Source organism: Vibrio sp. LQ2 (genome assembly GCF_023920125.1).
Classification (GTDB): Bacteria; Pseudomonadota; Gammaproteobacteria; order Enterobacterales; family Vibrionaceae; genus Vibrio; species Vibrio fluvialis.
The window spans coordinates 1,786,054-1,811,614 of record NZ_CP085308.1; the positions used below are offsets into that span (position 1 = coordinate 1,786,054).

Annotated in this window: 24 protein-coding genes and 1 pseudogene; 8 read left to right on the forward strand and 17 right to left on the reverse strand. The window is 52.1% G+C overall.

Features of this window, described 5'->3' with window-relative positions:
* Nucleotides 1-16 precede the first annotated feature (16 nt).
* From LGV68_RS08355 to LGV68_RS08375, 5 genes are all read right to left on the reverse strand, one after another.
* Nucleotides 17-1,654: a pectate lyase gene (locus LGV68_RS08355; RefSeq protein ID WP_252536520.1), complete on the reverse strand. Its 1,638-nt coding sequence runs from the start codon at nt 1,652-1,654 to the stop codon at nt 17-19.
* Nucleotides 1,655-1,843: 189 nt separating this feature from the next.
* On the reverse strand, nt 1,844-3,130 hold the full coding sequence (locus LGV68_RS08360) for an ABC transporter substrate-binding protein (protein ID WP_020328920.1): 1,287 nt from the start codon (nt 3,128-3,130) through the stop codon (nt 1,844-1,846).
* A gap of 21 nt (nt 3,131-3,151) precedes the next feature.
* Entirely contained in the window at nt 3,152-4,294 is a 1,143-nt protein-coding gene (gene ugpC / locus LGV68_RS08365; protein WP_202659496.1) for a sn-glycerol-3-phosphate ABC transporter ATP-binding protein UgpC, read from the reverse strand.
* Nucleotides 4,295-4,327: 33 nt separating this feature from the next.
* A complete protein-coding gene (locus LGV68_RS08370; RefSeq protein WP_020328922.1) occupies nt 4,328-5,239 on the reverse strand; it encodes a carbohydrate ABC transporter permease in 912 nt (303 codons plus the stop codon).
* 2 nt (nt 5,240-5,241) lie between these two features.
* Nucleotides 5,242-6,126 carry a sugar ABC transporter permease gene (locus LGV68_RS08375; protein ID WP_020328923.1) on the reverse strand — a complete coding sequence of 295 codons (885 nt, stop codon included), beginning with the start codon at nt 6,124-6,126 and terminating at the stop codon, nt 5,242-5,244.
* A 653-nt stretch (nt 6,127-6,779) separates the two neighbouring features.
* On the opposite strand from LGV68_RS08375, the gene LGV68_RS08380 reads away from it, so the two are divergent.
* The 3 genes from LGV68_RS08380 to LGV68_RS08390 all read left to right on the forward strand — a co-directional run bounded on the left by LGV68_RS08380 (nt 6,780) and on the right by LGV68_RS08390 (nt 11,156).
* Nucleotides 6,780-7,499 carry an oligogalacturonate-specific porin KdgM family protein gene (locus tag LGV68_RS08380; protein WP_020328924.1) on the forward strand — a complete coding sequence of 240 codons (720 nt, stop codon included), beginning with the start codon at nt 6,780-6,782 and terminating at the stop codon, nt 7,497-7,499.
* Between the two features lie 83 nt (nt 7,500-7,582).
* Entirely contained in the window at nt 7,583-9,808 is a 2,226-nt protein-coding gene (locus tag LGV68_RS08385) for an exopolygalacturonate lyase (protein WP_252536522.1), read from the forward strand.
* A gap of 316 nt (nt 9,809-10,124) precedes the next feature.
* Nucleotides 10,125-11,156, forward strand: a complete 1,032-nt coding sequence (locus tag LGV68_RS08390) for a pectinesterase family protein (RefSeq protein ID WP_252536523.1) — start codon at nt 10,125-10,127, stop codon at nt 11,154-11,156.
* Between the two features lie 152 nt (nt 11,157-11,308).
* Here LGV68_RS08390 and LGV68_RS08395 read toward each other — a convergent pair whose 3' ends face one another.
* From LGV68_RS08395 to kduD, 7 genes are all read right to left on the reverse strand, one after another.
* Nucleotides 11,309-11,932, reverse strand: coding sequence for a bifunctional 4-hydroxy-2-oxoglutarate aldolase/2-dehydro-3-deoxy-phosphogluconate aldolase (locus tag LGV68_RS08395; protein ID WP_020328928.1), 624 nt, complete (start codon nt 11,930-11,932; stop codon nt 11,309-11,311).
* A gap of 10 nt (nt 11,933-11,942) precedes the next feature.
* Complete coding sequence (locus tag LGV68_RS08400; protein WP_061055370.1) at nt 11,943-12,869, reverse strand: sugar kinase; 927 nt, start codon at nt 12,867-12,869, stop codon at nt 11,943-11,945.
* Between the two features lie 173 nt (nt 12,870-13,042).
* On the reverse strand, nt 13,043-13,957 hold the full coding sequence (locus tag LGV68_RS08405) for an alpha/beta hydrolase (protein ID WP_252536525.1): 915 nt from the start codon (nt 13,955-13,957) through the stop codon (nt 13,043-13,045).
* Between the two features lie 111 nt (nt 13,958-14,068).
* Nucleotides 14,069-14,704, reverse strand: a complete 636-nt coding sequence (locus LGV68_RS08410) for an RpiB/LacA/LacB family sugar-phosphate isomerase (RefSeq protein ID WP_024374999.1) — start codon at nt 14,702-14,704, stop codon at nt 14,069-14,071.
* Nucleotides 14,705-14,755: 51 nt separating this feature from the next.
* Nucleotides 14,756-15,079, reverse strand: a complete 324-nt coding sequence (locus tag LGV68_RS08415) for a cupin domain-containing protein (protein WP_024374998.1) — start codon at nt 15,077-15,079, stop codon at nt 14,756-14,758.
* 14 nt (nt 15,080-15,093) lie between these two features.
* Complete coding sequence (locus tag LGV68_RS08420; RefSeq protein WP_252536527.1) at nt 15,094-15,615, reverse strand: YgjV family protein; 522 nt, start codon at nt 15,613-15,615, stop codon at nt 15,094-15,096.
* A 22-nt stretch (nt 15,616-15,637) separates the two neighbouring features.
* Nucleotides 15,638-16,399, reverse strand: coding sequence for a 2-dehydro-3-deoxy-D-gluconate 5-dehydrogenase KduD (gene kduD / locus LGV68_RS08425; protein ID WP_252536529.1), 762 nt, complete (start codon nt 16,397-16,399; stop codon nt 15,638-15,640).
* 260 nt (nt 16,400-16,659) lie between these two features.
* Between kduD and kdgR the strand changes: the two genes are divergently transcribed.
* From kdgR to LGV68_RS08445, 4 genes are all read left to right on the forward strand, one after another.
* Complete coding sequence (kdgR, locus tag LGV68_RS08430) at nt 16,660-17,442, forward strand: DNA-binding transcriptional regulator KdgR (protein ID WP_032080597.1); 783 nt, start codon at nt 16,660-16,662, stop codon at nt 17,440-17,442.
* Nucleotides 17,443-17,525: 83 nt separating this feature from the next.
* Nucleotides 17,526-19,400 carry a putative nucleotidyltransferase substrate binding domain-containing protein gene (locus LGV68_RS08435; protein ID WP_238779063.1) on the forward strand — a complete coding sequence of 625 codons (1,875 nt, stop codon included), beginning with the start codon at nt 17,526-17,528 and terminating at the stop codon, nt 19,398-19,400.
* 3 nt (nt 19,401-19,403) lie between these two features.
* Nucleotides 19,404-20,120, forward strand: coding sequence for an exonuclease domain-containing protein (locus tag LGV68_RS08440; protein ID WP_222739569.1), 717 nt, complete (start codon nt 19,404-19,406; stop codon nt 20,118-20,120).
* 115 nt (nt 20,121-20,235) lie between these two features.
* Nucleotides 20,236-20,844 (forward strand): 2OG-Fe(II) oxygenase, encoded by a 609-nt coding sequence (locus LGV68_RS08445; protein WP_020328938.1) that lies wholly within the window; start codon nt 20,236-20,238, stop codon nt 20,842-20,844.
* Between the two features lie 59 nt (nt 20,845-20,903).
* On the opposite strand, the gene LGV68_RS08450 is transcribed toward LGV68_RS08445, so the two are convergent.
* The 4 genes and pseudogenes from LGV68_RS08450 to LGV68_RS08465 form a co-directional block, all read right to left on the reverse strand.
* Nucleotides 20,904-21,155 carry a Rho-binding antiterminator gene (locus LGV68_RS08450; RefSeq protein WP_020328939.1) on the reverse strand — a complete coding sequence of 84 codons (252 nt, stop codon included), beginning with the start codon at nt 21,153-21,155 and terminating at the stop codon, nt 20,904-20,906.
* 3 nt (nt 21,156-21,158) lie between these two features.
* Complete coding sequence (gene speG / locus LGV68_RS08455; RefSeq protein WP_020328940.1) at nt 21,159-21,680, reverse strand: spermidine N1-acetyltransferase; 522 nt, start codon at nt 21,678-21,680, stop codon at nt 21,159-21,161.
* Nucleotides 21,681-21,761: 81 nt separating this feature from the next.
* Nucleotides 21,762-22,166: pseudogene (locus LGV68_RS08460) on the reverse strand (DUF2391 family protein); the annotation flags it as partial.
* A 69-nt stretch (nt 22,167-22,235) separates the two neighbouring features.
* Nucleotides 22,236-23,657, reverse strand: coding sequence for a PLP-dependent aminotransferase family protein (locus LGV68_RS08465; protein ID WP_252536530.1), 1,422 nt, complete (start codon nt 23,655-23,657; stop codon nt 22,236-22,238).
* A gap of 97 nt (nt 23,658-23,754) precedes the next feature.
* Here LGV68_RS08465 and LGV68_RS08470 point away from each other — a divergent pair, with 97 nt between their 5' ends.
* Complete coding sequence (locus LGV68_RS08470) at nt 23,755-24,660, forward strand: DMT family transporter (protein WP_038127602.1); 906 nt, start codon at nt 23,755-23,757, stop codon at nt 24,658-24,660.
* A 48-nt stretch (nt 24,661-24,708) separates the two neighbouring features.
* Here the strand turns inward: LGV68_RS08470 and LGV68_RS08475 are convergent, their stop codons facing one another.
* The gene (locus LGV68_RS08475; RefSeq protein WP_020328945.1) at nt 24,709-25,545 is read right to left on the reverse strand and encodes a CsgG/HfaB family protein; all 837 of its coding nucleotides are present in this window, start codon (nt 25,543-25,545) and stop codon (nt 24,709-24,711) included.
* Nucleotides 25,546-25,561 lie beyond the last annotated feature (16 nt).

Genomic DNA, 25,561 nt, shown 5'->3' on the forward strand with positions numbered 1-25,561 from the left:
TAAAAGAGAACAGCATTCAGGCCGCTGAGGTCTGATTGTAAATGACGTCGTGGTCGTACACCGTTTTGATGGCATCACCAACCAGGCGCTCACCGTGCAGGTAACCACCTTTGGAAATCATCACAGGAATGTCGGCGTACCTACCCTGATGCGCCGCTTCAAGAGCCAGCAACGCGTAAGGCAGCGGATCATCAAGTCGAACATAACGATGCAGCGGTCCGGGTAAGAAGAAGCCGGCATGATAGTGCTGGCGCAGCAGATTTTCTGCGACATCGTCGGCTAAACGCAGCAATCTTTCATCGTGACTGGCGGCGTGCAGCTCAAGGATTGCCATGAGCAGATAAGCCGACGCCAGCGTGGTCTGCTCAGCCACATGTGTGGCATGCAAAGTGGCGGCATCGAGCTCTCCCAAACCAAAGCGTTGCCACATGCGCACGGTGAGATCACGCAGCGTGGCGTCTTCACTTTGCAGGCTGGAGCGGATCAGCGTCAGCAGATAGGCGGGATCGGTCGGTTGTCTGGCCAACGTCGTGCCTTTATCACCATAGTAACCGTCGCGCACAAACGTATAACCAGTCATGTCTTCACCGCTGTTCCACATCGGAATCATTTGGTTGTGGGTTTCATCCCAGGCATGGGCAAAGTATGCCGTGATGCCGTCAATCGCCCACTGACGCATCTGCGGCTCATCCAGCAGCTTGGCGCATTCGAGGATGGCCAGCGGATTATCGACCACCACGGGCCAGCTGTCGCGAAACAGCACATTGGCTTCACGGGCAATCTCGCCAAATTCCGGGCCGAACTGACGTTTCGCCCGATCGCCAAACCAGGAGTAGGTCAGGGTGTCGTCGTCCGGGATCGGTTGGCGTTGCAATGGTGAAGAGAACTGATACACCGGCATGCCCGTTTGCGGGTGACGCGCCAAAACAAACTGCTGATAAAGATGCTTTGCCCAACGCTTGGCATGTTCATCCTGCGTGTAGTGGAAATAATGACTGGCGGCGTAAATCAGATCGGTGGCGGCGTTAACAAATGTCAGGCCAACCGTTTCGGGCAGGGCAGGCCAGAGCGCGGGGTCAACCACCGGCTGCGGCTGGTGGCGGGCAAACAGATCGGGAGCAAAAGGCTGGCCGTACTCGCCGTGACGGCTGAGGTCGAGCTTTTCCCAATCGGAGACGTGCGCAGCCCAGAACCCTTTGAGAAAAGTTTCGGTTTTCGCCGGATTGACCTGATGTAAAAAGGCATAGAACGGAAAATGGTGTTTGAGTTCGTGCACGCACTCTTTACTGGCCGGGCCTTCAATATTGCCGTTCTGCCAATGAATAAACCGATGGCCGCCCCAGTGAAACAGGCCGCTGGCATCATCGACATAATGATCGAGAAAATACGCGGTGATATGGCGTGCCTGCTGATCAAAGCCTGGGTCTTGAGTGAGGATGCTGAGCGCGGTCAGGCCACGCAGAAAATTCTGCTGGCTGGCGAAATTGCTCATCGGCACGCGCTGGTCATCCGGGTATGTCCAGTGCACTGGCTGCAAGGTGTGGATATCCAGTCCATCGGCCAGCAGCGGCGAGGTCGGAGAGGTCGCCAGTTGCAACAGGCGCTGATAGTAATCCATCAGTAACGGGAGATGCGAATGTCGGGTGAAAGCCATAGTGCCACTCCATTTTAGTGTTCGGAAATAAGAGAATCCGCGTTGTCACCACGGATGATGAATTCGAGCGAATCGAACAGGGGTAAGTGGCTTGTGCAATGCGAGCGACTTACCCATGGCGACTCAAAACGTCTGCGCCACAAACTGCAAAAGCACCCCTGAAAAGGGGTGCTGATATCACGCGAACGCTTAGTTCATGCGCTTCAATACACGGTTACCGCGACGCAGGAAGTTTTTCGCGGCTTCTTCGACGCTGGACTGGCCATAGTCAAGATGCTGCATCTCCTCGCTGAACAGTTCCATCAACTGCGCGTTGTCGGTGTAGGTGGTTGGCATGATTTTCTGAGGCAGTGCTTTCGCCTGCTCATAGCCAAGGAACGACAGGCTGCTTGGGTCGATGTGGCCGCTTTGTTGCAGCGTCGATAGGCCCGACTGACTCATTGGAATGCCGCGTGTCAGCCCTAGTGCTTCGATACCGTCAGGATCGTTGAGCAGGAAGTTCACCAGTTTCGCCGCTTCTTGCGGGTGTTTAGTGTTACGGCCGATAGAGAACATCATCGATGGGCGAGCCAGCAGACCAGCTTCTACCGCATTGTTTTCCATTGGGTAGGGACCTAACTCCAGCGACATCGGTGGCTGTAGGTTGTCGGCGTATTTCTCAACCGCGGTATCCCACATGTAGAGGCCGCCAAAACGACCGTCAATCCAAGGACGCATTTCGTACAGGTTACCCTTGCCGTAAGAAGCGAATTCTTTGGTTGATGGGAACACGTGGTTTTTAACCTGATCCACATACAACTGGAAGAATTCGGTCATCTCTTTGTCGCTGAACGCCAGCAGGTTGGTGTCGTGGCTGATGATGTCTTTGCCATGTTTCTGAATGAACAGCGAACGGTTCATCGCGAACACATCACGCGCTTCAATCACCAGTGGGTAGTAGCCGTCGCCGAGGTTTTGTTGGAATGCCTGACCCGCCTTCATCAGGTCATCCCAGGTTTTCGGATAGCCCACACCTGCTTTCGCCCAGATGTCTTTGTTGTAGTAGAACACGCGAGAGGTCATGCTCACCGGCAGACCGTTGATCTTGCCGTCGACGGTGGTCATGTTGATGGCTTGCTGCGGGAACTGAGCCACCTGCAACGCATCTTTGTTCTGGTTCATATCGTAAAAGCCACCGCCATCGCGGGAGAAGATGGGCAGCCAGTTCCAGTTGGTTTGCATCACATCTGGCTCAGTATTACCTGCAATTTGCGTGGTCAGACGCGACAAGTGACCATCCCAACCGGTGTATTCCCCTTTGACGACGATGTCCGGGTATTTCTCGTGGAATTTTTCCAGCGCTTTCAAGGTAGCTTGGTGGCGGGCATTGCCACCCCACCAGGACATACGCAGTTCAGTTTGCGCGTAGGCATTGGCAGCCATGCCACCGAGCGCGAGCGCAGTCAGCGTTGATAGCAGTGTTCTCTTCATGTTCATAGGGTTAGCCTCCAAGCTATTTTATTTTTTTAGCGAGATGTTCTTTTCGGTTTCTTTATCGAAAATGTGTGCTTTGTTCATGTCCACCATGAAGGTCACACCGCGTTTCAATTCCATGTTGAGCTTGGCCTTCACATCGTCGATCGGCACACGAGCGGTGAACTCTTCGTTGCCGACACGGAAGTAAACAAACACTTCGTGGCCCATGTTTTCCATGCGAATCACATCACCGGTCAGCGCCTGCACGCCTTCGGGAATGTCGTCGGTTAGCGCCAGTGTGATGTTGTCCGGGCGAATGCCGAGTACGGTTTTGTGATAACCAGTGGCTTTGATACTGGCGGCTTTGTCCGCAGGCAGAGTGAGGTGTTGACCTTCCAGCGACACCACTAATTCGCCGTCGATGTCATCCAGCGTGACGTCGCGCAGGTTCATTTCTGGTGCGCCGATGAAGCCAGCGACGAACATATTGACCGGGTTGTTGTACAGCTCTTCCGGCGTGTCGACTTGCATGATCTCACCGAGTTTCATCACGCAGATGCGATCGCCCATGGTCATGGCTTCGGTTTGGTCATGCGTGACGTACACCGCGGTCGCCGGACGGTTTTCTGCTTTCAGGTGTTTGTGCAGATCCGAAATACGCACACGCATGGAAGCACGAAGTTTGGCATCGAGGTTAGAAAGCGGTTCGTCGAACAGGAAGACGTCCGGCTTTTTCACGATAGCGCGGCCCACCGCCACACGTTGTGCCTGACCACCAGACAACTGGCGCGGCAAACGTTCAAGCAGCTCTTCGATCTCCAGGATCTTGGCGGCTTCATTCACACGTTGGTCGATTTCTGTCTTCGGCAGCTTTTGCAGCTTGAGGCCAAAGCCGAGGTTTTCGCGCACCGTCATGTGCGGGTACAGCGCGTAGTTCTGAAACACCATCGCGATGCCACGATCTTTCGGTGGCAGGTTGTTGACGATCTTGTTGCCGATGGTGACTTCGCCACCGGTGATGTTCTCCAGACCAGCCAGCATGCGCAGCGTGGTCGATTTGGCACAGCCCGACGGGCCGACGATCACCAGAAACTCTCCGTCACGAATGGTCAGATCGATGCCGTGTACGGCTTTGAATCCGTTGGAATAGACTTTTTCCAGTTTGTTGAATTTGACTTCAGCCATTGTTTTAACTCCAAAACTTGTTTAATTCCAAAATCAGCCTTTAATGCCGCTGCTGGTCACGCCTTCCACGAAATATTTCTGAGACATGAAGAACACGATGATCGATGGGATGATGGCGATCGATGCCATGGCCAGAATCTCGTTCCATCGCGCGCCTTCAGTGACGTCGATAGACATTTTCAGAGCCAGGGCAATCGGATACTTCTCGACGCTCGATACGTAGATCAATGGGCCAAGGAAGTCGTTCACCGACCACATGAACTGGAACAGCGCCACCGAGATGATGGCCGGGCGGATCACCGGAACCACGACGTACCACAACACCTGGAAAGAGTTACAGCCGTCAATCATCGCCGCTTCTTCCATGTCCGTTGGAACGCCGCGCAGGAACTGCACCAACATAAAGACGAAGAAACCTTGAGTGGCGAAGGCCAGTGGCAGATAGAGCGGCAGATAGCTGTCAAGCAGACCCATTTCACGGAACATCAGATATTGAGGAATCAGCAGTACCGACTGAGGCAGCAAAATGGTGGCGATCAAGGTCGCGAACCAGAACTTCTTCCACGGAATATCAAAGCGGGCAAAGGCGTAGGCGACGATCGTGGAGGAGACCACGGTAAAGAACACTTTGGGCAGCACATACAAGAAGGTGTTCATGATGTAGTGGCCGAAGGTGAACTCGGTACCGGTTTTCCAACCGTTGATGAATCCTTCCAGGCTCCATTCGCTGGGAATCAGACTCATGGAAGAGAAGATTTCATGGTTGGGTTTCATCGCGGCGGAGAACATCCACAGCAAGGGATAGAGCATCATAATGCCGACGATGATCAACACGGTGTAGCGAATTGTGGCGTTGATCTTTTCACGGCGCAGTGTGCGTTCGTTCTCGACGTTACTGGCGCGGACTTCGCTGGCCTCGTTTTGAGCAGTGATGGTTGTAGACATGGTTATTTGCCTCCCTTGTCACCGGAATAAAACACCCAGTATTTTGATGAACGGAATGTGATGGCAGTGAAAATCGCCACGACAATAAACAGCGACCAAGCCAGCGCGCTGCCGTAGCCCATGTCGAAGAACTTAAACGCGGTTTCGTAGATATAGAGTGAGATCAGATACGTCGACTTCATCGGGCCGCCGCCAGTAACGACGTAAGGCGCCGTGAACTCCTGGAAGGCCTGCGTGGTTTGCATGATGAAGTTGAAGAAAATGACCGGCGTGATCAATGGCACGGTCACTTTCATGAACATTTGCCACTTGCTGGCGCCGTCAATCAACGCCGCTTCATACTGAGATTGCGGCACGTTCTGCAGCGCCGCGAGGAAGATCACCATCGCTGATCCGAACTGCCATGCTCGCAGCAGCGTGATCGAGAACAGAGCAAAAGAGGGTTCGCCGAGCCAGTTGACCGGGTCGATGCCAATAAAGCCCAGCATGCCGTTTAACACACCATCAATGGCAAACAGAGCGCGCCACAGAACGGCGATCGCAATGCTGCTGCCGAGTATCGACGGAATATAATAAGCGGTGCGGAAAAAGCCGATGCCCTTGAGCTTAAAGTTCAGGATAAAGGCAATAAACAGCGCAAACGCCAGTTTGACTGGAATGGTCAAGAAAACGTACGCGAAGGTGACGCTCATTGATTTCCAGAATAAATCGTCCTCTGTGAGCATGTAACGATAGTTCTCGATGCCGACAAATTTGGGTGCGGTCATCAAGTCATAATCGGTAAAGCTCATCAAAAATGACGAAACAAAAGGAAAGGCGGTAAACACAATCAACCCTATGATGTAGGGAGACAGGTACGCCAATCCTAGCTTACGACTTTCATACATTTTCTCGTCCTCGTTAGTTTTTATTCACCGAAAAGTAGAAAGCATCGCTCCGAAGTCACTTCTCGGTTTCTGAGTTTATTAAACGCAGATAACTAGTTAACTTCCACTCGATGAATCTATAAGTGTGATCAAAAGATAATATTTTTAAATAAATTAAAATAAAAATGTGAAACAGCGTTTTGTTTTGTTTGTCATGCATAAGTGTTCAGATGCGCACTTCAGAGTTATCGTTCAATCCTTGTGTAGAATGGTTTGTTTTTGCTGTATTTAACTGTCTGATTTAAAAGGATAAATATGATTACTTGTTGTTGGTATTCAATAAATATCAAGTACTTAGTGTGTTTTCTTGGGGTGGTTTTTTTCTGCCTGAAGTGAGTTTAAATGCGTTGATTGAAATCAATATAATCTTCATTTTTTGAGATTTTATTATTTTATCGTATTCGGATTTTTTCACTTTTTATGAGTTGTTAATTGAGTGGCATTTTATTTGCTTATAAAAATAAACCGCTATTTCAACTTTGATCACATATATTCTTGGTTTTAGATGGAACGTGGTTTCATTGATCACATTTTGTCTCTTTCTGGCTTTTCTATCGGAACTTGATTCATAAAATGAAACTGTAAATCCAATAAAACAAAACGGTGTTTCAATTATGAAAGTGAAAATTATAACTTCTGCCATCCTCATCGGACTGACTGCCACTGCGGCTCAGGCGACCAGCCTTAACCTCCGTCATGAATTTCAAGATGGCAAGGGCAAAGCCGAATCTCAGCACAAAGATCGTTTGCTGCTCGACCATCGCTTTGAGAACGGTATTGGCCTGAGCGCTGAAGTGAAGTGGGCAAACCCGAAAGGCGAAGGTTTTGATCTGGGTGAACTGCATGATGCCGGACATGAAGTCGTGGTGAGCTACAACTACAAAGTGACCGACACCTTTACGCTACAACCTGCTTACGGCGCTGATTCCAATACCAACGGCATTACTCACAAATTCAACCTGAAAGGGACGCAAAAACTCTCTGACGACTGGGATGTGGCGTTGCGTTACCGTTATGGCGATGCCAACAAAACGGAAGATTCAGGCAAAGCAGACAGCCATTACCATCAGCTGAACCTGACCAGTGGCTACAAAGCGGGCGACTTCAAATTCGGTCTGGATGTGGAATACAAGTTCGAGCAATCCTCAAGCTCTGGCTACAAAGGCGATGAAAACTACCTCAACCTGGTGAGTGTATCGACCGAATACAGCGGTCTGGAAAGCGGTTGGCGTCCATTTGCCGAGTTCGCAATGGTATCGGTTGATGCGGGCAGCGCGGAAGGTAAAGACGATTACGCGCCTCGTTACCGTGTCGGTCTGAAATACAGCTTCTAAATTCAACGTCCTCACTGTCCACTGTATTCCAAGGCTGACCCGGAAGGATCCGAGTCAGCCTTTTGCTTTTCGAAGGTATTGTCATGAAAAAAACACCCATTGCTTTGTGTCTGGCGTCCGCGTTTGCGCTGACCGCCTGCTCTTCTCAGGTTACTCATCTCGACGGCAGTCAGGCGGTATGGCAGGCGATCACATTTGGCCAGTCTACCGATCTTAACTTCGGCTCAACCATCCTGCCGGAAAAAGTCGGCCTCAATCACGTGGTGGCCAACGGGCAAGCGGTACAACCGGGATTGGTCGCCTCGCAGTTCACCATTGAAAGCCGTGGCGGCAAGATCGCCAACTCCCATGAAGGCGGTACTTTCTATTACACCCAATTACCGACGAACGTGAACTTCACTTTATCGGCCAATGTGACGATTGATCAGCTTGGCCCGGAAACCGGATCTTCGCCTAACCGTCAGGAAGGGGCGGGTCTGATGGTGCGTGATATTGTTGGCGAAGCGCGCCTCGACCCTCAGCCACAAGGGCTGGAAGAGTTTCCGGCTGCCTCGAACATGGTGATGAACCTGATCCGTGCCAATAAGAAAGAACACAATGGGCTGGTCAATGTCGATGCGACGTACCGCGAAGGCATTTATCAGCCGTGGGGAACGGCGGGCAACCGCATGAGTCACGACGAATTTGTCAAAGGTGTCGAGTTTGGCCCGGGCAAAACGTATCACATGACGCTGACCCGCACCGACAGCGGATATTGGGTCAGCTACGACGATGGTGTGGTGAAACAAACTCAGCAAGTCAGCGGCGCCAATGCCAACCTGGTGCAAATGCAGGATGGCAAACATCAGTACGTCGGCTTTTTTGCCTCACGCAATGCCAAAATGACCGTGAGCGATGTCGAGCTGACGCTGTCTAAAGCCAACACGGTTGAGGCTCCGCGTTATCACGCAAAACTCGACAACCCAGTTCTACAGCAAGCTTCGGCGGATCGCTCGCCAATCGAGAATTACACCGTTCAGGCGCGTGCTAACTACAGCGGCACATTCAGTGTGGCACAAAATGGTCAGTGGTTAGCGGACAAACAGGCGGTATCAGCCGGCGAGATGTTTGGTTTTCCAACCACACTGACTCAAGCCAACACGCAATTTGACGTCACCTTCACGCCGATTGAAGGGCCGAGCCTACAACCGCTGAGCTACCAATATCAGGTAGAGAAAGTGGCGCTCGCCAATCCGATGGAAATTCGTGTTAACCCGAACGGCAGCAACGGGCGTATGACACTGGACGCGGCAGTCGAACTGCTTCCTCCGGGCGGCACCATTGTGTTGGAAGATGGCGATTACCCAGGTCTGACTCTGCCTGTTTCTGCCAGCGGTACGCCAAAGGCGATGAAAACGCTGAAAACGGCAGGCGATAAGGTGCGTTTTACGGGCGATTACCTGCATGAAGCCAGCTACTGGAATGTGTCGAACATTGAAGTCGCCGGTGCCCGCGTTATCGTGCACGGCAGCCACAACCAGTTCTCACACATGGTGACGCATAGCGCGCCGGATACGGGCTTCCAAATCTCGTCACCGGAGAAAATTGGCCGTGCACTGTGGGCGAGTTATAACACCGTGACGGACAGTGAAAGCTTCAACAACATGGATAAATCGCAGATCAACGCTGACGGTTTCGCCGCCAAAATGCGGATTGGTGATGGCAACACCTTCATTCGCTGTATCTCGCATCACAACATTGATGATGGCTGGGATTTGTTCAACAAAGTGGAAGATGGCGCCAACGGCGTGGTCACCATTCTGGATTCGATTTCTTACATGAACGGCCAGACAATGGACGTGGCGGCCAAAGGCGGAACGCGCGGTAACGGTTTCAAACTGGGAGGGGAAGGCTTGCCAGTGGCGCACATCGTGAAAAACAACCTGGCGTTTCGCAACAATATGGATGGGTTTACCGACAACTTTAACCCGGGCTCGCTGACGCTGGAAAACAACGTGGCGATTGATAACGTGCGCTTTAACTACCTGTTCCGTAAGAGCCCTTACGAAGCGGCAGGAAAACAAGGTTCATTCATCAATAATCAGTCATACCGTTTTTCTGTTGCCAGTCAGTACAGTGACGTGGTCAATGGTGAAACGCTGAGCGGAAACCGTTTCATTGTCAATGGTGTCCCTACGGACGAGCAGGGACAGGCGGTGGATCTGCAAACACTTGAGGCTTTGAAATCAGCGGTACAACTCGCAGAGAAAGACGCGCCGCCGAGTAAAGCTCAGATCGTACATATTCGGGAAACCTTAAACATGGACTAACTGTCCTTTTGGGGCTTACTTCTGTCGGGGTAAGCCCCCTTTTTCTTTTCCCATTTGCTCTTCATTTCAGCTCTCATGCTCAGGTTCATCTGAGCGGTGAGACATTCCCACCAACGAAATGATGCCATTGATTCAAGGTGCCGATAGACGGCCCGGGCTCTCAATCCGCTGGTGGGGCAGATTTGTGAAACCAGTCGGCGAATCAGTGCGCATTTTGTCAGTGTCGCAGGCGAGGCGGCGATTTAACAGATGGCAATATCAGCGCGTGCGCTGGATCAGCAAGTGGCCTATTTCCACTGATACCAAGGAGAGAATCATGTTGAGCCGACACTATGATGCGGTGGTCGCCTTGGATGGCAGTGGCGACTTTGGGGCCATTCAACAAGCGATAGACTCGGTGCCTTACGGCAAAACGCCGCACACTATCTTTGTACGCCGAGGGGTGTATCACGAACGGCTGACGATCCGTCGGCCACATCTCACTCTGATCGGAGAAGGGCGCGACAGTACCGTAATTCGCGCCGCCACCGCCAATGGCATGTTGGACGCGAATGGCGTTCGCTTCAGTACCGCGGGCAGCCGCACCGTGTATGTGGATGCGCCGGACTTTTGCGCGCACGCTTTGACGATCGAAAACAGTTTTGATTTTCGTGCCAATCAGGCCAAACACGAGGGCGATCCCAGCCGCATCATCAATACTCAGGCGGTCGCCTTGATGGTTGGCCGAGCAGCCGATCGCGCCTATTTTCGGGATGTGGCGCTGAGCAGTTTTCAGGACACCCTGTATCTGCGCGGTGGCCGCAGCGTATTTGAACACTGCCATATCAGCGGAACGGTGGATTTCATCTTCGGTCAGGGCATCGGCCTGTTCAAACAGTGTCAGATATTGGCTCGTCGCCGGGACGATGTCGCCGAAGGCGAATGGGGATATATCACCGCGCCATCAACGCCGATAACCCAGCGCTTCGGACTGGTGTTTAAAGCGTGCCGTCTGGAGAAAGAGCCCGGTGTTCCCGCGGGCAGTTACGCGCTCGGCCGCTCCTGGCACCCGACGACCACATTTGGCGATGGACGATATGCCGATCCTAATGCCATTGGCCACGCGGCGTTTCTGCATTGCCAAATGGGCGATCATATCTATGGCTGGGACAAGATGAGTGGTCGGGATATTCGTCAGCAACTGATTTGGTTTCACCCCCAAGACTCACGCTTTTGGGAATACGCCAATCAGGGCTGCGGCGCTGGCATCACTCCGGCGCGGCCGCAATTGAGCGAGGCAGAGTCGGCTTGTTATGATGACATCAGCATACTGGATGGCTGGGACTTTACTCGCGTAGCGCGCGGATAAAAAAAAGGCCCATACCGAAGTATGGGCAAACACCTATGCGTTCTGACAATGGGCCGGCAGGCATGGACGGACTGCCGACTCAAAACCAGTCTTTGTTGCAGGATAACAAATCAAGGTCGAGAGGTTTGATCTCGAAAAAGGATCGGTAATCGTTAAGCGATAATGCCAGCGACTTCTTTGACCAACACAGCCAGTTCGTCCCATTTTTCATTGTCGATAAGATCGTTGGGCACCATCCAGGTTCCGCCACACGCCAGCACCGCTGGGATAGCGAGGTAGTTCTTCACGTTGCTCGGGCTCACGCCGCCGGTTGGCATAAAGCTGACCGGGTAAACGGCCGTCAGGGCTTTAAGCATAGCAACACCGCCTGAAGGCTCAGCCGGGAAGAATTTCAGCGTATCCAGACCCATTTCCATCGCTTGTTCCACCAGGCTTGGATTGTTGACGCCTGGGACGATGGTCACACCGCGCTGCTGACAGTATTTCACTGTGGTCGGGTTAAAGCCCGGGCTGACCACAAAGTCGACACCCGCTTCAATCGCCTGATCAACCTGAGCTGTGGTCAGTACGGTGCCTGCGCCAATCAGCATGTCCGGGAATGCTTCGCGCATGTTTTTCATGGCCAGCGCTGCTTGTTCAGTACGGAAGGTCACTTCCGCACAAGGCAGGCCGTTTTCAATCAGCACTTCGGCCAGTTTGACGGCTTTGTTTGCGTCTTTGATTGCAATCACCGGAACGACTTTAATGTCGCGCAGTTGCTCGTTAAGAGTTTTCATTTTTCCATCCTTAAATTAGAGGCATGACATCGCGTGGAATAATTGCCCCACGATGTTGAATAACGGTGCCCGCCAGAGCGTGACCAGAAACCGCGGAGTCGACGGTACTGCCACCGGTGAGGCGTTTGGCCAGATAACCAGCGCTGAATGAGTCACCAGCGGCGGTGGTGTCTACCACTTTGCTCACTTTGATGGCCGGTACGGCGATAAAATCATCAGACGTCACGACAAAGCATTCGTCCGCGCCACGCTTCACCACGATCTCTTTGACGCCAAAACCTTGCGTGCGTTCGATCGCCTGCTGTTCCGCGCTGTCGCCATAAAGCATCACTTCATCGTCAAATGTCAGAAATGCGATATCCGTTAAGCGCAGAATACTGGCGTACATGTCGCGCGCTGCCTGGGCAGATTCCCACAGGGCTGGACGGTAGTTGTTGTCGAAGGCGATGGTCACGCCATCTTTGCGACACAGTGTGAGCAGCTCAACCAATTTTTTACGGCAATCAGCGGGTAAAATCGCCAGGCTGATGCCGCTGAGGTAAACCACCTGATGTTGGCTGAGCTTTTCTGCCAGGCTCAACAGCGGGCTTTCGCGCAGCCAGTACTTCGCCGCCGAGTCGTTACGCCAGTAGTAGAAACTACGTTCACCATCCGGCGCGGTTTCAATCGCGTAGATGCCCGGCAGTTTGCTGTCGGAGATCTGAACCAGATCGGTGTTGATCCCTTCCTGCTGCCAACTGGTCAACATCTGTTTGCTGAACGGATCTTTCCCCAATCCGGTCACATAAGAGGTGGTGATGCCGTGTTGCTGCGTCAGGCGAGACAGATAGAGCGCAGTATTCAGTGTATCGCCACCAAAACTCTGCTTGAGCTGATCGTCGGCTTTTTGCAATTCCACCATGCATTCGCCGATGACCGCGACTCGATTCACCTTCATAGGAGTACTCCTCAAAATAATCTGACGCCATTATGGCAATAAAAAAACCATGAAACAATAAATTTAAAACGATGGTTCATTTAAATTGTGAATTTGGTCTTTATTTGAGTTTTTGCGTGTGAAGTGAAAGAGCCAAAATCGGCACGCACTCTGCGTGCCACTTGATGCCGGAGTTATCGAACGGAAGCCGGGGCGTACAAGCTCTGCACCCAACTGTCGAGTAGCTGTGGCCAGTGTTTGGCGGGCAGGTTCTGGACACCGCGCAGGCCAAAGCCGTGGCCGCCGCGGGCAAAAATGTGCAGTTCGGTCGGGACATGGTGTGCTTTGAGCGCCTGCCAGAAGAGCAGGCTGTTGTCGGCTTTGACGGCGTTATCATCGCTGGCGTGCATCAGAAAGCAGGGGGGTGTATCTGGGCGTACCTGGGTGTGCAGCGAATAGTGCTGACGAGTCGTTGTATCCGGATAGTCGCCCATCAGTTCATAACGGGAACCGTCGTGGCCGATCTCTTCATCCATGCTGATCACCGGATACATCAGCGCTGCAAAATCCGGGCGTGGTGAAAGTAAATCGGCAGAATCCTGTAAAGGGTAAACCGCTTGATGATGATGCACCACCAGTGTGCCCGCCGCGTGTCCGCCGGCCGAAAAACCGACGATGCCCACATGGCGTAATCCCCAACGGGCTACTTGGGCGCGAATGAGCCGAATCGCGCGCTGAGCATCCGCCAGCGGGGCGTGCACGCCCTCCGCATGGCCATCGCCCGGCATACGATAGGTCATGACAAACACGGTATAACCTTTCTCGCTCATTGCGATGGCGGTGTCCATGCCTTCTTTGTCAAAGGCTACGCGCTGATAGCTGCCACCGGGTAGGACCAAAAGACCGATGCCGTTGGGGTGCTCAGGTTCAACCACCACCATCTCTGGCCGGGTAATATGAGAAACTTCGCGGTCGCGCACCACTTCATCACTGCTGCGGTCGCTGAAACGAGGCGCAAGGTCGGGGACGGGCCGAGTCGATGGCCAGAGCGGAATGACTGTGTGGCCGGGGAACCACTGCGTGAGAGAAGTAAACGAAACATCAGTCATATCAAATCCTTGAAGCGAAGAGGTGGAACCATTGTGCTATTGATGGAATAAAAAAAGCCAGCGCGAAGGCTGGCTTTTTGATGAGTTCCCGATAAATAAGTAATGCAGTGCTTAGTCGAGCAGAGACTGTACGTATTCTGCGATTTCCGGCACCTGACAGTGGCTGAAGAAACACTCTTGGAAGCGAGCGCCGCCCACAGCTGTTTTCACCAGTTCCTGATCGATAGAGCGCAGTGCCTCAACGACGTCTTTCGCGACCGCGAATTTCACCTGAGACAGAATGCCAGCGTTGCGCTGCTGAGGTTCCGCACGCTCGATTGGGTAACCCTGACCACGTTCGCCAGTGAACGCTTTTTCAAAAATGTAACGAACGTTCAGTTCACCTGCCCAGCCAAAGCCTTTCGCAAAAGCCAGAGACAACGCGTTGCCGTTGTTGATTTGGTTAAACAGGAACGCATCTGAAGGCTCCAGGCAGTAACCACAGATAACACCCGGATGCAGGTTCAGAGACATCATTGCGCCCTGGCCGGTACCACAACCTGCGACAACGAAATCGGCCGCTTTTGAGTTCAGCAGAATGCTGGCCATAATCCCTAAGTGGATGTAAGTCAGGTGATGGTCGTTTTCATCAGACATACCAACGTTGAAAACATCGTGACCCAGCGGCGCCGCTACGGTGTTCAGTTCGTTCAGAACCATCGCGTTTTTGCCAGCCTGGCTGTTTTCCATCATCAGTGCAATTTTCATAGAGTTTCTCCCGCGGTTTGTCCGCAACAAATCAGTTAAAAAGCGAATTCGTTATTGAATGAAATCTTTGCGCATTGGGGTGAAGTTATCGAGCAGCACCCCCGCTTTAAGGCAAACGCAGCCGTGCATCACGTTCGGCTCTTTGTATAGCGCGTCGCCAGCTTTGACGATTTTGGTTTCATCGCCAATGGTAAATTCGAATTCACCCGACAGCACGTACGTCAGCTGTTCATGCGGGTGGCTGTGCATCGGGCCAATTGCGCCTTGTTCAAAATGCACTTCAACGCTCATGATGTTGTCACTGTAGGCGAGGATTTTGCGAGCAACGCCAGCGCCGAGATCTTCCAGTTTTACATCTTGGTTATAGACAAACATGATGCCCCCTTTGTTTACAGTGCCTGACTGGCCAGCGCGCGTTTTTGTTCGCGCAGCATGCGGAAAATGGTCAGGCTGTTAACGGTAATGACAGTCAGCTCCAGCAATGTGCCGCCAATGGAGCCAACCAGAATATTGTTGGTCAGCCAACAGCAGGCGCCAATCAGAAAGGCAATGCGCATTTGAATGCCGCGCAACATGAAGATAGCAAATGTACCAATCATGGTGCCAATCACTGGCCACAGATCCCACCAATGGTCGGCGATGTAAAGGCCTAATCCCGCTCCGGCGAGCAGGAATATCGCCGCAACATATTTCGACGAGGTGTAGATGGAACTGGCTGTGCGTATGGCCGACAGGGCAGCGCTGAGCGCTGAGACTGCCGAACCAAGCAAAATAAAGTGGAGAAGATGATTGAGATTGAAGACGAACATTACGATCTTCAGCCGCCTGTCGTTTTTCTGGTAGAAAGTGGAGATTCCTAAACCAAAGCTGACAAACCCTAATGCCTGAGCCAGTGATAAATCTGCAATCATCTTCTCGTATGCTTCTTAGTAATTAACGGGCTAACCAGCCGCCATCAACCGCTACGGTGTAACCGTTGATGTAGTCTGATGCTTTCGACGCCAGGAAGATCACTGGGCCTGCCAGATCTTCCGGTGTACCCCAACGACCCGCCGGGATGCGATCCAGAATCTCTTTGCTGCGATCTTCATCAGCACGCAGCGCGGCAGTGTTGTTGGTTGCCATGTAGCCCGGTGCAATTGCGTTCACGTTGACGTTGTGTTGCGCCCACTCGTTGGCCATCAGGCGAGTGATGCCCATGACGCCGCTCTTTGATGCGGTGTAAGACGGTACGCGGATACCACCCTGATAAGACAGCATGGACGCTACGTTGATGATCTTGCCGCCTTCACCTTGTGCAATGAACTGTTTCGCCACCGCTTGAGACATGAAGAAGACGGACTTGATGTTGATGTTCATCACGTCATCCCAGTCTTTTTCGCTGAATTCAATCGCGTCATTACGACGGATGATGCCAGCGTTGTTGACCAGAATATCGATGCGGCCCAGCTCAGTCACTGCGCGGTCGATGATGGATGGGATGTCGTCCAGAACCATCAGGTTAGCTCGGATATCAACGAACTTACGTCCGGTTTCTGCTATTTTTGCGATAGTTTCAGTCGGTTCAACAATGTTTACACCCACGATGTCACAACCTGCTTTAGCCAGGCCAAGTGCCATACCCTGACCAAGACCAGTGTCACAACCCGTGACGATAGCGACTTTGCCTTCCAGGTTAAATGAATCAAGAATCATAACGTTTTCCTCAGTGGTAGCTGGTTTTTGAGTGGCGGCGAGTTGGCCATCTCAGTTCGTATGTCTGTATCGTGGATCAAAAAGAAATCTAAGGCAATTATTTTTGAAAAGGTGTTTTAAAAATATTGATGGTGATCTTCTTTTTTGATGATGGAATACTTGCGCGGTTTCAAATTTTTGAAAAGGCTTTTTAAAAATTGTGGTACACAGAAAGTGAGCGGTTATAATAGGCGCTAACAAGAAAACACAAAGGTTCTACAATGGAAAAGTCAACTCAACCGGAAGCGGTATCTTCGGTTCTGAAAGTCTTCAGCATTCTTCAGGCCCTGGGCGAGCAGAAAGAAATTGGTGTTTCGGAACTGTCTCAACGTCTCATGATGTCTAAAGCCACGACCTATCGTTTCCTGCAAACCATGAAATCCATGGGCTTTGTGGCTCAGGAAGGGGAAGCGGATAAATACAAACTGACCCTGAAACTGTTTGAGCTGGGCGCAAAATCCCTTGAGTACGTCGATCTGATTGAGTTAGCGGACAAAGAGATGCGTTATATCTCTGAGCAGACCAACGAAGCGTTGCACTTAGGTTCGCTGGATGAAAACGCCATCATCTACATCCACAAAATCGATTCTGGCTACAACCTGCGCATGCAGTCGCGCATTGGTCGCCGCAACCCGCTGTACAGTACCGCGATTGGTAAAGTGCTGCTGGCTGAACGCGACGAGCAGTTTGTACGCGATACTCTGGAAGGGGTGGAGTTCATCAAACACACGGATCGTACGCTGGAAAATGTTGAGCAACTGCTGGAAGAGCTGGCGCTGGTTCGCACTCAACACTATGCGGAAGACAATGAAGAACAAGAGCCGGGTCTGCGCTGTATCGCTGCACCTGTCTATGACCGCTTTGGTCATGTGATTGCGGGCTTGTCGATGTCGCTGCCAACCATCCGTTTTGATGAACAACGCATGGGTTACTACGTGGACTTACTGCAAACGGCAGGTCGCAATATCTCGCTTCAGCTTGGTTATAACAATTACCCGGCTTAGGCAAAAAAATTAGCAGCCGTCGGGCTGCTTTTTTTAGTATCATTTTTTGTATTGAAACGGCGTTTTGAAATGAGGAGGGCGGTGTGGGCTCATCATTAACCCCTAATATTTATGACTTTCTTATCAAGCTCGATCCGTTTGATAAGTTGCCCTCCGAGATTGTTGAATCGCTCGCGAATCACGTCAAAGTGCGCTATCTGGCAAAAGGCGAAAAAATAGAGTTCAGTGCATTGTGCCAAGAACGTTATCTCTACATCATTCGCACCGGGGCGATTGAGCAGAGAAGGCGCGATGGTCAGTTGCGTGCCCGCTTGGGAGAAGAGGACCAGTTTGGTTTTACTTTTCTCGCGCCGCTGAAAGATGCCGAAGATGGCTATCAGGCTGAAGCGATTCAGGACTCACTGCTTTATCTGGTGCCGCACACCGATGTGCAGACCGTTTGCCAGGAGCATCCGGAATTTGCCAACTACTTCGCCTCCCATGCGCAGTTGCGCTTAACGTCGGCAGTCAACGATGCCGCTGGTCGTGAAGAGGACAAAGGGCTGTTTTTCCGCCGCGTCGGGGAAATTGCCAGCGAAAATATCGCGATTGTCGATGTCAACACGCCGATTCAGGATGTGGCGCAAACCATGTGTGGTGAAGAACGTAGCCGCAGTTCGTGCGCGGTGGTGATGCGCGATGGTGAAATTGTCGGTGTGGTGACCGACCGCGACATGACCCGCAGTGTCGTGGCGACCGGTATCGGTATTCATGAGCCCATCAGTACGGTGATGACACAAAATCCGCAACTGATTCAGGCCGATGACAAAGTGATTCAGGCCATCTCCATCATGTTGCAATACAACATTCGTTGCCTGCCGGTGGTGAAGGGGAACGAGGTGGTCGGCTTACTGACCACGTCACATCTGGTTCACAACCATCGCACACAAGCCTTGTTTCTGATTGAGAAAATCAAATACGCCAGTTCCTTAAATGCGCTGGCGGCGCTTAATGTGGAGAAGCAGTCTATTTTTGAATCGCTGGTTGAAAGCGGCGTGAGCGCAGAAATTCAGGGACGGGTGATGTCGATGATCATGGATGCGTTTACCCGCCGCCTGTTGCAGATCAACGAGGAACTGCTTGGGCCGCCGCCGTGTGATTATGCCTGGGTCGTCGCGGGCTCGCATGCACGTAATGAAGTGCATATGTTGTCCGACCAAGACAGCGCTCTGGTATTGGCGGCGGATGCCAAGCCTGAAGATATGCTCTATTTCACCCATCTGGCGATGCGCGTATGCAACGGCTTGGCGGCGTGTGGCTATCCGCTGTGTGACGGCAAATACATGGCCGCATCACCGAAATGGTGTCAGCCGATTCAGGTATGGAAAGAGTATTACCGCAAGTGGGTGGCCAGTCCGGAATACAATAAACTGCTCAGTATCAGTGTGTTTCTTGAGGTGCGTTCGATTTACGGCAACAGCGAACTGGTGGAAGAGCTGCAACAGCACCTGCATCAGTGCATTCAGAACAGCCAGAATTTCTTGCCGGCTCTGGTTCGCGACGCGATTGATACGCAGCCGCCGCTGGGGATTTTCAATAATCTGGTGCTGGAGAAAGGCGGCGACAACAGCAACACGCTCAATATCAAAAAATATGCCCTGAACCTGATTATCGACCTGGCACGGATATTCAGTCTGGCGGCTGGCGGTTCAATGACCGGCACCGAAGAGCGTTTTCGCTTTGCGGCTCAGCAGGGCACGATGTCCGAAGACAGCTGTCAGAACATTATCGGCGCCTACAAATTCATTACTCAGGTTCGTTTTCAGCATCAGTTGCAGGCTCTGCGTGAAGGCAAAGAGCCGAACAACCATATTTCACCGGACTCTTTCAGCAGCTTTGAGCGCAAACACCTGAAAGACGCGTTTAAAATCATCAGTGAGCTACAGGACGTAGCCAAACTCAGGTTTGTAAAAGGATAAACGATGCTTAATGCATTGAAACGCCGCTTTGGCGGCGGCTACCACAAGATGGTGAAACAGCATCAGCTATTGGCCGCCCGCCGCGATTGGCCAACAGGGCTTGAACACTATTTCAGTCAGGCACTGCCAAGCCCGGAAGCCTTGGTGTATCAGATGGATATGGTGGCGTTTGATTTTGAAACGTCAGGAGTCAACGCCAGTCAGGATCAGATCCTGAGCATTGGCTGGGTGGGAATGACGATGGATCATATCGATGTCGCCGCCAGTGAAGAGCTGTTTGTTCGTCATCCCGAGTTTGTGACGGCGGACTCTGCGGTTATCAATCACATCACACCCGATGTGTTGTCACAGGGCGTCATGCTGGATGACGCGATGGATCAGTTGTTCAGTCAGCTGGCCGGAAAAATCGCACTGGTGCACGGCGCCTGCATCGAACGGGCGTTTGTGGCGCAGTACATGCGCGAGCGCTTCGGTGTCGAGCATTTTCCTTGCGTGTGGATAGACACGCTGCACATCGAAAAGCAGATGACCTACGCCGGTAAAAAAGCGCCGGGCACCAGCTTTCAGCTCAATGATGTACGCCAGCGCTACGCCCTGCCACAATACACCGCGCACTCTGCCGCGATTGATGCCCTTGCCACGGCCGAACTCTTTACCGCGCAAATGAAATCGCTGTTTAAGAACCATCCGCCGAAGCTGTCTAAGCTGATCGCGCCCTGATTCATCGCGCTCATCGATCAACAATTTTTATTGACCTTGTGGACAAATAATCAGATTTGTTGCTTTGCCGTCCTGCCGTTATAACGCCTTTTTTCGTCAACATGCATTGAAAATTATGGCTTTAGACGCGTTATTAGACGCCATCGCCGAACAGGGATGGTTTATTTGGGATGACTTCCTGACCGCAGAGCAGGTACAGTCTCTCAGAGATTGTGCTCCGGAAAACTGGAAGCGCGCTCGCATTGGCCGCAATGACGATTTGCAGCGGGAAACGACGATTCGCAGCGACAAGATTCAGTGGCTCAGCCAGAATATGGCACAGCCGGTTCAGGATTATCTTGAGCGCATGGAGCAGATTCGTCAGGCCGTTAACCGGGACTTTTTCCTTGGGCTATTCGAGTACGAGGCGCATTTCGCTAAGTATGAGCAGGGCGACTTTTATAAGAAGCATCTTGATGCGTTTCGCGGGCAGGAAAACCGTAAGCTGACGACGGTGTTCTACATGAACGAAGCGTGGCAACCCGCTGATGGCGGTGAGCTGAAAATCTACGATCTTGACGATCAATTGATTGATACTGTCGCTCCGGTTGCCGGGCGCTTAGTGGTGTTTTTGTCAGAGAAATTTCCCCACGAAGTCCTTCCAACGCACGCGGATCGCGTCAGTATCGCAGGTTGGTTTCGTACCAACGGTGTGACGGCGAATAAGCTCGATATCGCCAACTGAGTGTGAACAAATATTTTTGATGGAAAAGCCGCGATTCTGAAGCCAGAAGCGCGGCTTTTTTACTGTTGCTGAAAGTGAATGTCGCTGAAGTGCGGATTGTCGCTCAGTGCCTGCATGCGAACGAGCGCAGCGGTTTCAATCCAATGCTCGCGGCTGTTGTCCTCAACAATAATGCACTCCTGACGCGCCGCATTGCGCCCGGTGTCTTTGGCTGTGCCCTGAATGACCGAACCGTCTTGCAGTGTCAGTGCTACGGGCAAACGGTAGAGGCAGGCAATCTCGATGTAGTCATACTGGCTGCAGGAAATCATGCTTTACTCACTTTTGCTCAGGTAGTCATTTTGCAGAATGTACATGCGTTTCACGTCGCGATAGCGGCCGTTAATGAAGAACTCCTGCACCAGATGACCTTCCTCGACAAAGCCGCACGATTCATACAAATGGACCGCTTTTTCGTTGTCAATCGCGACATGGAGGTAAATTTTGTGCAGGTTGAGAATGGTGAACGAGTAGTCGAGCGCCTTGTTGATCAGAGTGCGGGCAAAACCCTTACCCTGATGATCCGGCGTGATGATGATTTGAAATTCTGCACTGCGGTGGATGTAGTTGATTTCAATCAGCTCGACCAGACCCACCAGTTCTTTGTCGTCGTTCTCGACCACAAAACGGCGTTCGGCGTTGTCGTGAATGTGCTTGTTGTACAGCTCTTCCAGCTCATCAAACGATTCATAAGGCTCTTCAAACCAGTACGACATGATGTTGCGGTTGTTGTTCAGATTATGAATAAAACGCAGGTCTCCGCGTTCTAGAGCTCTGAGGCTTAACTGATTTTTCATAACGATTCCTGACTAAGCTTGGTGTGGCTTCTGCTGATGAATATATCGCGGATTTATTGCAAAACAAGCCGTTACCGACAATTATTCTTTATCGAAACTGTCCACCACAATCGCCCCCATCGACGCCGGCATCGCAATCACAATGATGCGTTTGAGCGACACGATCGGTTCGGCGAGCAGCGGCAGTTTATCCAGTGCCAGCAGTACGAACCCGACCACCAGTGCAGTGATGACGTAAGCAATCAGAATCCGGAACACAAACACCGGAACACGGGCACGAATATTACTCTGAAACACACTGCCGTAGGCGAACACGCCGAGAAAACCGAGAGAGAGAGTCAGCAGCAGTAGTAAGTTGGGCAGCGGCAGAGATGTGCCGAGCTGCCACGCCTCTTCTGAAAAGGAAATGGGGACCGCCAGTGCAAATGCTCCGACGCAAACTTGTCCCGCATCTTCCAAGTTAAAACTGAATTTCATCGATTTCTTCCCAGCTCTCTGATTCTTTTGCTCTTTTCACTGTACGCTCCACAAACGGATTTGGCGAGTTTCGCTGCGTCAGGAGCGCAGTTGCTTGACGATGATCGCAGCCAATATTTGCAGGCTGCGCAGCCATTGCTGCTCATCGTCGAGAGTCGCAACGCTGAAGCGAATGCAGTGATTGAACTGGCCTTGGGTCGCGAACAAGTGGCCGGGCAGAAGACTGATTTTTTGCTCCAGACACTCTTGATATACCCGGTAGGTGTCGACTTCGAGTGGCAAAGTAAGCCAGCACAGAAATGAGCCTTCTGGTCGCGATAAGTGATAACGCCCAGCGAGTTGAGGCTCGTGGCTGAATGCCTGATTAAGCAGACGGGCAAAGCGTTGCTGATGCTGCTGATAGACCCGGCGCATTCGGGCCAGATGCGTGCGATATTTGCCTGAGGTCAGAAACTCCGCCACGGCGGATTGCATCAGATTAAGACTGCCCATGTTTTCACTCAGCAGCACTTTTTCGATTTGATCCATATAGCGCCCGGCGACCATCCAGCCAATGCGCAATCGTGAATCGAGTGTCTTTGACAGCGAGTTGATGTAAATGACCCGTTCCTCGGTATCGAGCGCTTTCAGATTGGGCAGAGCCTCATTAAAACCGAGGCTGCCGAATACATCGTCTTCAATAATGGGAATGTTGTGGGTGACGTCCAGCAACGCCTGCCGATGGCTGAGCGGCATCTGCGCGCCAGTAGGGTTATTGAAATTGGGCGTCACCAGCAAAGCTTTGATCGGCCAGCGTTCAACGGCTTCTTTCACCGCATCAATATCAATGCCGGTGGCGGTGTGGCTGGGGATCTCCACCACCTTCAGCCCCAGTGATTCCAGCAACAGTAAAGTACCGAAATAGCAGGGGGATTCGACGGCCACGATGTCACCCCGCTGGGTCAGCGCGCGAAAAGCCAGGCTGATCGCCTGCTGGCCGCCGTGGGTGATGGCGATGTCGCTGAGCTTGGCCTCGATGCCCAAATCGCGGCTGATCTTGCGCAGCTGGCGCACCAATTGATCATTACCCGGTGGCAGTTGGTAGTGGCTGGGAATGTGGGTTTGCATGCGGCTGTGGCGACCGATTTCGGCATACAAACTGCGAATGGCCGGAGAATCTGTGCTCGGATGCGCCGAACCTGCGGGCATATGATGCTTCACAGCGGGCTGGATAAGAATTGATTTGGACATCGACAGCAGGTCGACCCGTGAAGGAGAGTGGGCCTGCGCTTCGGCTTTCTGTTGACGCTCGGCCACACGATAACCGGAGCGCGGGACGGAATAGATCCAGCCCTGCGCTTCCAGTTCCTGATAGGCGCGGATCACGGTGTTTTTCCCCACCGCCTGACTTTCACACAACTGGCGAATCGACGGCAGTTTGTCGTGTGCCTGAAACAAGCCATTTTCCATCGACTGACGCAACTGCGCCTCGACTTCGCTGTATTTGCAATCGTCCTTCATTCTGTACCCATTTAAATGGCAGAAACTGTGCCTTTTTAGTTTTTCTGTACCCAATTAAAGTAACGTCATCGTGACTCAGAAAGCCAGAGATTTTTCCATGCTCGTCAAAATGATTCCTTTCCTGTTTGTTGTACTTTGGGCGTCCGGCTTCGTCGGTGCTCGCTTTGGGCTGGCGTATGCCGAGCCCATGACTTTCTTAACTTTGCGTATGGTGTTCAATGTGCTGCTGTTTGCGGTGCTGATCGCTGTGCTCAAGCGCCGCCTGCCTACGGGTAAACAGTTCTGGCATTCGTGTGTGTCTGGCTTATTGATTCATGGTCTCTATCTGGGCGGCACCTATCAGGCAATTTACTGGGGCATGCCTGCTGGCCTGACTTCTCTTCTGGTGGGTATTCAGCCGATATTCACTGCGTTGCTGCTGGTGTGTATGGCGACCGAACGTTTTAACTTAGCTCAGTGGCTGGGACTCGCAATGGGCTTTGCTGGTATCAGTTGTGTACTGCTGGGTAACATCGAATGGCAATCTGATGCGCACAAATGGGCCGCGATCGGCATGTGTGTGATTTCTCTCGCCGGTATTACGCTGGGAACGCTGTATCAGAAGAAATTCTGTCAGGGTGTCGATCTGATTGGTGGCGCGCTCGTGCAATATGTGGCGGCAGCGGCGTTGCTACTGCCAGCGGCGGTGAGCTTTGAAACCATGCAGGTGGATTGGACGCCGACCTTTATTATGACGCTCGCTTGGCTCGTGGTTGTGTTGTCGTGCATCGCCATTCTGCTGCTACTGTATATGGTGGAGCACGGTGCTTCGTCGAGCGTCGCTTCTGTGTTTTATTTGGTGCCGCCGACCACGGCGATTCAGGCGTGGATCTGCTTTGGTGAATCGTTTGACATGCTTGGTGTGTTGGGCTTTGTGATGGCAGCCATGGCGGTGTATCTGGTGGTGAAAAAGCCAGTACTCTTCCGCCCTAAGCTATCAGCGGCGCTAAGCCGCGAAGTGTGAACAAAGCCTGATATTAAAAGCAGCCCCGCCAATGTGCGGGGCTTTTGATTACAGAATTTCAATCGTCTGTCCCGCATAGCGCTTAAGCACTGGGTTGTTCAGCTGGGCTTTATCTGCGGGTTGCCATAAGCCACGCCTGATGCCATCAACCACCATATGGATGACGGCGGAATCGATGGCGGACATAATCGCCACGTTAACCGGTTCATTATTGGTGTAGCCCGATTCTAGTTCTAACAAGTCCTGATAGGCGATATAGCGAAACACACTCGCGGAAATTTCATGGGAAAAAATGGTTTTGCTAGTGGTGACGCTTAATACAATTTGGCCGGTACGCACATCGACAGCACGCAGGTTGACGGTGACCTGATCCATTCGGTATTCGCCATAAGTCGCGATGCCTAGATAGCCGATCCCGCTGCCGCCGGATTTCATGTCTGACTCATAACCAATAATGCCGCCTTCAATCACCAGATTGGCCGCTTTCAGCGCGGGCAAATCGTCGCCGATGTTGCTGGGCGATTCATCTTTTTTCTGCGCTGCGCGAATGATTTTGCGTTCAGTCAGCAGGTTTTGTAGTCCTTCCCGTTCCAGTGGTAAAAACCAGCCCGAGTCCATCAGCGCGGTGGTGAGCATCGAGGTGCCGCCCTGAGTGACCGCCGTTGAAAAGCTACTGTTGGGTGAGGATTTGTATTGCCCGGTCTGGTCACGAAAATCGTACACCGACACCTGAATCTTGCCTTTCGGCAGAGGCAGTTTGGTCAGATCGTTGTAGGTAGGGCCACGTGGCGTGAGGGTCGGCGCCTCGTCCGCATCAGGAATAGACATAGAGTTTGAGCAACCACCGATGGCGAGCACCAGTGTCAGCAGCATCCATTTTTTCATTTTTTGTTGTCCCTGT

Coding starts and splice junctions, on each gene's coding strand:
- LGV68_RS08355 (WP_252536520.1), bottom strand. CDS start 1,654: ATGGCTTTCACCCGACATTCGCATCTCCCGTTACTGATGGATTACTAT.
- LGV68_RS08360 (WP_020328920.1), bottom strand. CDS start 3,130: ATGAACATGAAGAGAACACTGCTATCAACGCTGACTGCGCTCGCGCTC.
- ugpC (WP_202659496.1), bottom strand. CDS start 4,294: ATGGCTGAAGTCAAATTCAACAAACTGGAAAAAGTCTATTCCAACGGA.
- LGV68_RS08370 (WP_020328922.1), bottom strand. CDS start 5,239: ATGTCTACAACCATCACTGCTCAAAACGAGGCCAGCGAAGTCCGCGCC.
- LGV68_RS08375 (WP_020328923.1), bottom strand. CDS start 6,126: ATGTATGAAAGTCGTAAGCTAGGATTGGCGTACCTGTCTCCCTACATC.
- LGV68_RS08380 (WP_020328924.1), top strand. CDS start 6,780: ATGAAAGTGAAAATTATAACTTCTGCCATCCTCATCGGACTGACTGCC.
- LGV68_RS08385 (WP_252536522.1), top strand. CDS start 7,583: ATGAAAAAAACACCCATTGCTTTGTGTCTGGCGTCCGCGTTTGCGCTG.
- LGV68_RS08390 (WP_252536523.1), top strand. CDS start 10,125: ATGTTGAGCCGACACTATGATGCGGTGGTCGCCTTGGATGGCAGTGGC.
- LGV68_RS08395 (WP_020328928.1), bottom strand. CDS start 11,932: ATGAAAACTCTTAACGAGCAACTGCGCGACATTAAAGTCGTTCCGGTG.
- LGV68_RS08400 (WP_061055370.1), bottom strand. CDS start 12,869: ATGAAGGTGAATCGAGTCGCGGTCATCGGCGAATGCATGGTGGAATTG.
- LGV68_RS08405 (WP_252536525.1), bottom strand. CDS start 13,957: ATGACTGATGTTTCGTTTACTTCTCTCACGCAGTGGTTCCCCGGCCAC.
- LGV68_RS08410 (WP_024374999.1), bottom strand. CDS start 14,704: ATGAAAATTGCACTGATGATGGAAAACAGCCAGGCTGGCAAAAACGCG.
- LGV68_RS08415 (WP_024374998.1), bottom strand. CDS start 15,079: ATGTTTGTCTATAACCAAGATGTAAAACTGGAAGATCTCGGCGCTGGC.
- LGV68_RS08420 (WP_252536527.1), bottom strand. CDS start 15,615: ATGATTGCAGATTTATCACTGGCTCAGGCATTAGGGTTTGTCAGCTTT.
- kduD (WP_252536529.1), bottom strand. CDS start 16,399: ATGATTCTTGATTCATTTAACCTGGAAGGCAAAGTCGCTATCGTCACG.
- kdgR (WP_032080597.1), top strand. CDS start 16,660: ATGGAAAAGTCAACTCAACCGGAAGCGGTATCTTCGGTTCTGAAAGTC.
- LGV68_RS08440 (WP_222739569.1), top strand. CDS start 19,404: ATGCTTAATGCATTGAAACGCCGCTTTGGCGGCGGCTACCACAAGATG.
- LGV68_RS08445 (WP_020328938.1), top strand. CDS start 20,236: ATGGCTTTAGACGCGTTATTAGACGCCATCGCCGAACAGGGATGGTTT.
- LGV68_RS08450 (WP_020328939.1), bottom strand. CDS start 21,155: ATGATTTCCTGCAGCCAGTATGACTACATCGAGATTGCCTGCCTCTAC.
- speG (WP_020328940.1), bottom strand. CDS start 21,680: ATGAAAAATCAGTTAAGCCTCAGAGCTCTAGAACGCGGAGACCTGCGT.
- LGV68_RS08465 (WP_252536530.1), bottom strand. CDS start 23,657: ATGAAGGACGATTGCAAATACAGCGAAGTCGAGGCGCAGTTGCGTCAG.
- LGV68_RS08470 (WP_038127602.1), top strand. CDS start 23,755: ATGCTCGTCAAAATGATTCCTTTCCTGTTTGTTGTACTTTGGGCGTCC.
- LGV68_RS08475 (WP_020328945.1), bottom strand. CDS start 25,545: ATGAAAAAATGGATGCTGCTGACACTGGTGCTCGCCATCGGTGGTTGC.